We start from the raw sequence: 746 nt of genomic DNA, 5'->3' as shown, positions 1-746 counted from the left end.
TGACAGGGGGATTGGCCCTTGCCCTCATGATACTGCCTATGATCATCATAGCTACAAGAGAGGCTATAAGGGCCATACCGAACTCCATAAGGGAGGCATCTTATGCCCTCGGAGCTACCAAATGGCAGACAGTGCAGTCTCATATAATCCCCTATTCCGCAGGCGGGATACTCACAGGAATAATCATCGGCCTTTCGAGGGCCATCGGTGATACAACTCCTCTAATGGTGATAGGAGCGCTTACATTCATAGCCTTCCTGCCCACATCTCCTTTTACTTCAGAGTTCCCTTTCATATCATTCAAATGGCTTATGGATCCTTTTACTGTAATGCCGATTCAACTGTTCAACTGGGTATCGAGGCCGGAGAGGGAGTTTCATATAAATGCAGCGGCAGCAGGCATTATCCTGCTAATAATGACCTTGCTTATGAATGCCGTAGCCATTCATATTAGATACAGATTCAGGAAGAAGATAAAATGGTAAAAGAATTAAAGATGGTAAAAGAATTAAAGGCTAGGGTTAAAAGACTTAATTTCGACTACGGCAGTGTCCAAACTCTGAAGGAGATTAACCTGCCGATAGAGCGGAGAAAAGTAACTGCATTGATAGGACCTTCAGGCTGTGGAAAGACTACATTCCTCAGATGTTTTAACCGCATGCATGACCTCTATCCCCATAACAGGTATGAGGGCGAAATAATACTCTATCCTGTCATACTCTACAATCTCGCCAAGATACATGAAT

General features: G+C 44.1%; 2 protein-coding genes. Both read left to right on the top strand.

What is annotated here, in order from left to right:
• Positions 1 to 485, top strand: a 485-nt coding sequence (locus HW443_RS12370) for a PstA family ABC transporter permease (RefSeq protein ID WP_176238355.1), incomplete at its 5' end; no start/stop codon positions are given.
• The coding region (locus HW443_RS12365; RefSeq protein WP_176238354.1) for an ATP-binding cassette domain-containing protein at positions 479 to 746 on the top strand (268 nt) is incomplete at its 3' end. The genes HW443_RS12370 and HW443_RS12365, both read left to right, overlap by 7 nt.

Origin of the sequence: Candidatus Hakubella thermalkaliphila, assembly GCF_013281975.1 — a bacterium.
Taxonomy (GTDB): domain Bacteria; phylum Actinomycetota; class Humimicrobiia; order Hakubellales; family Hakubellaceae; genus Hakubella; species Hakubella thermalkaliphila.
This window is presented reverse-complemented; position numbering and strand designations above follow the sequence as displayed.